Source organism: Thermostichus sp. MS-CIW-41 (genome assembly GCF_054058915.1).
Genome location: NZ_JBSSBO010000083.1, coordinates 1 through 3,810 on the forward strand (window position 1 = coordinate 1; position 3,810 = coordinate 3,810).

The following is a 3,810-nucleotide window of genomic DNA, read 5'->3' on the forward strand; positions in this document are numbered from 1 at the left end:
CCGGGCTTGTTTTGTTCTCTGGTAGAGCAGAACAGGCTCAGGGCTACTGAAAGCCCGCTCCGTACCGCTTAGCGGTCGGAGTCGGGTAGTTTACGGAGACCCCGGGGCGGAAAAAGTCGTTTCTAGCCGCCTGTATCTCTCCTCCAGGAGAAGGACTTGGACTGTTGAAGCTCGCTGCAGGAGCAGGTTTGCGGGTATGGGCGGTACAAGATTCGAACTTGTGACCCCTTCCGTGTGAAGGAAGTGCGCTACCACTGTGCTAACCGCCCGTAGATACCACTCTAGCAGCTATCGACTAGAGCAGGATCTCTATATTACCACGTCAGCGATTGAGCCAGAGGATTCGGATCGGCATGGGAGATGGCTAGAGATAGCCGGGATCCGGCCTGAGGGCTACAGTAAGGGTCAGGGAGCTGTGGGGTGCTATGGCCTACTCACCGACCGAAGAGGCAATTGCTCTGCTCATTGATTTGGCAGAACGAGGCGAGATCGATCCCTGGGATGTGCAGGTCATCGAGGTTATCGATCGCTTTCTGGCCCGTATGGCTCCCACCAGCAGCAGCCATGACCTGTCTGAGTCGGGACAAGCCCTGCTCCACGCTGCCATGTTGGTCTATCTTAAGGCGATGGCTTTGGCAGAACCAGAAGCAGAAGAAAGTGAGCCCAGCCCGGTGGAGGTAGAAGTGGATCCCTGGCCAAGCTGGTCTTTGGCGCACTTGGATCGCGTGTTGCAACCCAGGGCAGCACCCCGTCTTCAACGTACCCGGCCCATCACCCTCAAAGAACTCATCGCCCACCTGCAAGAGCTGGAAACCCTGCTGGAACACCAGCCCGAAGCTGCCCCAAAGCCGCTGGCCCAACGGATTTCTCGCCAGCAAGCGCTGTCGGCCATCACTCAGCTAGCCCACCCGGAAAACCTTTTGGAAACCACCGCCGAGCTAGAATCTCTGCTGGCTCAGCTTTGGCAGCAGGGTCTGACCCAGATCAGCTTTGTCGATCTCCAGCAACACTTTTGCCAAAAAAGCTATCAAAACGGCAGCAGCGGGACCATTCACCCCATTCAAGTCTTCTGGTCATTGCTGCTAATGGCTGCCCGCTCTCAGGTGGAGCTGTGCCAAGAGGAGTTCTACGGCCCACTGACCATCCGACCCTGCACAACTGAGGGCCTGGCAAAGTAGATCCCGCCCTTGGGATCCCCTTCATCTGCCAAGGTGAACTCTAGAGAACTTTTCTGGCCGTGGCCGGGCCATCCACCTCTAGGCTTCTGAGCTGGCGTCTGAACCTGAGGATGTCAAGCGCTCTTCTGCGCCGCTCTGGCAAACGGAGAACTCAATCCGTGCCTTCAGCATCGTGCCGGGCACGATCCGCCCGTTTGAGATCTTCCCCACTGGAGCGCACCGGCAGCTCGGCAGGAGCCTCCCGATCCAGGTAGTAATCCTCCACGAGGCGCTCGCTGCTGGGATGATCTTCTCCTTCGGTAGGCAACAGTGGCGGATGCAGCAATTCAGCCGGAGGGCAGTCTTCTGAGGTGAGCAAATCTGACGTGCTGAGCATCCCCTTGGGAATGGTGGAAAGGCGCTGAGCAACAGCTCCAATGCTTTCCAGGCGAATCATCTCCTCCCAGGAGCAGATCTCCTCCTCATCTTCTGTCTCGTAGCGAACTAGGATGGTGTCCCCTTCGATATCGAGGATCTTGGCCCGTTCCAGCCAGCGTCCCTGATCCCGCAGATAGATCCACACATCCTTGCCTTCGCGGCTGAGTTGATAGATCCTACGATGAAGCACGGTCCCCTCCTGAAGTGAAAGATCCGAGTGAGTTGTGGGGGCTACCCAGCTCATCCCTCCATCTTAGCGGCTGGACACCGAGGCTGTATGCCTTTCCCGAGGCCAGACAGAGTCTCTTTAGGTTGGGTCGGTTTCGGCCAGAGAGACCCCTTCCATCGCCAAGGCTGTCTCCGCTTCTTCTGCCTGCACATCCCGCAGAAAGGATTCCAGAGAGGCATGGGCTTCCGCCTCCAGTTCTGCTCCGCCAAGGGTTATGCTCTCTTCCGGCAGCCAGCCCAAAAACGGCAGGGGCAAGAGGGTAGAAAGGTTGGTCAGGATCAGCAGCAGCCCCAGCCGGCTGAAATCGGTCTCCGTTACCCCCAGCCCATGCATCAGCAGGGATCCCAGCTCTTGGGAGAGAAACCCCGCCAAATTAAAGGCCGACATCAGCAGGGCAAAGAGGGTGGCCTCGATCCCAGGGGGGCAGAGGCGGGCGGCCAAGACCAACACCGGCATAAAGGCAATTTGTCCTGCCACCGTCAGCACCAGGCTGTCCCCCAAGCTAAACCAATGATCGTCGATACCCCAATCCCGGTTGAGGTGATAGACCAAGATAAGGCTGGTCAGGCCCAACCCTGCCGAGATCACCGTCATCCAGCCGAACAGGGGCCGCAGTGGGAGCCGCCGCAGGTACACTTGGAAGATCCCTACCCCCAGCAAACTGGCGATGCTGGTTACCAAGCGCACCTGACCCAAAAATTCCGGCCCAAAGCCGAGATCGTTGGTGACAAAGTAAAAAAGAGCCGCATCGGCGCTGGGAGTGGCCTGCCAAACAAACACAAACAGCACCGGCAGCAAAATGCTGGGTTGCCGCAGCGTCCGCCACACCTGCCCCACCTGTTGTTGCAAGGGATCCCAGCCCTGAGACAACACCACCGGTTGATCGGCGATAACCCAAGCTGCCAGAGCGATGAACAACGGCAACAAGGCTGTCAGGCCAAACACCACCTGCGGCGGATAATGGGCCAAGAGCGCTCCTCCCAAATAGGCGGTGAGCAGGGATCCCAAGGCCGTTGCTCCCCAAGTTAAAGATTGCAGCGTGCCCGTCCCCGCCCAGTCACTGCCGTGTACCCGCTCCACCACCAGCGAATCTACGATTACATCCCCTACCGCCACCGCCAGGGATCCCAAAACCATCCACAGGGTGGCCAGACCAGCCGTCGGTGCCCACAGAGCCATCCCCAGCCAAGCCCCACACCCCAGAAGCCCTGACAACAAGAGGTAGGGACGACGCCGATAGCCCGCCACCGGTACGGTATCCGACAGCAGGCCGTAGAGGGGCTTGAGGATCCAGGGGCTCATGGCAACGCCCATCAACGCCGCCACCTGAGACGGGCTGAGGCCCAAGCTATCCTTCAGGTAAAAGCTGGTGGCCAGCCGTGCCAGCCCCACCGCCCCCTGCACAAAGTACACCAAGAGGATTCCGAACAATTCCGGCGTCCAGTGGATATCCCGCAGCGGGGTCAGGGTGGATTGGTGCAGCCGTTGCAGCAGAGGATGAATCATGAGCGGTCGCAGTGTAGCGAGATGTTAGTTGGTGCGGTGTTGCCTTGGCAACAGCAAAACCATAAGAATCTTAACAGTCTCTTCACCTTAACCTGTCCAACTGGCTTCCGGCTCCGACCTCCTTGGACGGGTTGCGCTTCCCAGCGCTCTTTCTGCTCAACCCAGCCGAGCTACAAAATCTACAAAATAATGAGGTAATAATGAGGTCGAAATGAGGTCGAAAGGTAAACTACCCGGCTCCGACCGCTAAGCGGTACGGAGCGAGCTTTCAGTAGCCCTGAGCCTGTTCTGCTCTACCAGAGAACAAAACAAGCCCGGACCTCTAGGCTGGTTTACAGCAGCCCCCAAGAGCGCAATCACATTCGCACCATTCAAATCCGCATCCCCTTCCCATCCACAGTGTCCACACTTGAACGACTTGCCACTGCGGTAGGATTGCGCAGGATCGGGATGGATGTGCAAACACCGGTGGCAGGTCTG

The 3,810-nt window shown here is 58.3% G+C and carries 4 protein-coding genes and 1 tRNA gene; 1 reads left to right on the forward strand and 4 read right to left on the reverse strand.

Going from position 1 to position 3,810, the window contains the following annotated elements; all coding sequences use genetic code 11:
- Positions 1-197: 197 nt before the first annotated feature.
- Positions 198-269, reverse strand: a tRNA-Val gene (locus tag ACVWXE_RS14190).
- Positions 270-425: 156 nt separating this feature from the next.
- Here ACVWXE_RS14190 and ACVWXE_RS14195 point away from each other — a divergent pair.
- Complete coding sequence (locus ACVWXE_RS14195) at positions 426-1,178, forward strand: segregation/condensation protein A (RefSeq protein WP_414349871.1); 753 nt, start codon at positions 426-428, stop codon at positions 1,176-1,178.
- Positions 1,179-1,329: 151 nt separating this feature from the next.
- Here ACVWXE_RS14195 and ACVWXE_RS14200 read toward each other — a convergent pair whose 3' ends face one another.
- The 3 genes from ACVWXE_RS14200 to ACVWXE_RS14210 all read right to left on the reverse strand — a co-directional run.
- On the reverse strand, positions 1,330-1,785 hold the full coding sequence (locus ACVWXE_RS14200) for a DUF6679 family protein (RefSeq protein ID WP_011432782.1): 456 nt from the start codon (positions 1,783-1,785) through the stop codon (positions 1,330-1,332).
- Between the two features lie 117 nt (positions 1,786-1,902).
- Positions 1,903-3,330, reverse strand: coding sequence for a folate/biopterin family MFS transporter (locus tag ACVWXE_RS14205; RefSeq protein ID WP_457490630.1), 1,428 nt, complete (start codon positions 3,328-3,330; stop codon positions 1,903-1,905).
- Between the two features lie 246 nt (positions 3,331-3,576).
- Positions 3,577-3,810: zinc ribbon domain-containing protein (locus ACVWXE_RS14210; protein WP_457490631.1), on the reverse strand; the 234-nt coding region annotated here is incomplete at its 5' end.

Coding starts and splice junctions, on each gene's coding strand:
- ACVWXE_RS14195 (WP_414349871.1), top strand. CDS start 426: ATGGCCTACTCACCGACCGAAGAGGCAATTGCTCTGCTCATTGATTTG.
- ACVWXE_RS14205 (WP_457490630.1), bottom strand. CDS start 3,330: ATGATTCATCCTCTGCTGCAACGGCTGCACCAATCCACCCTGACCCCG.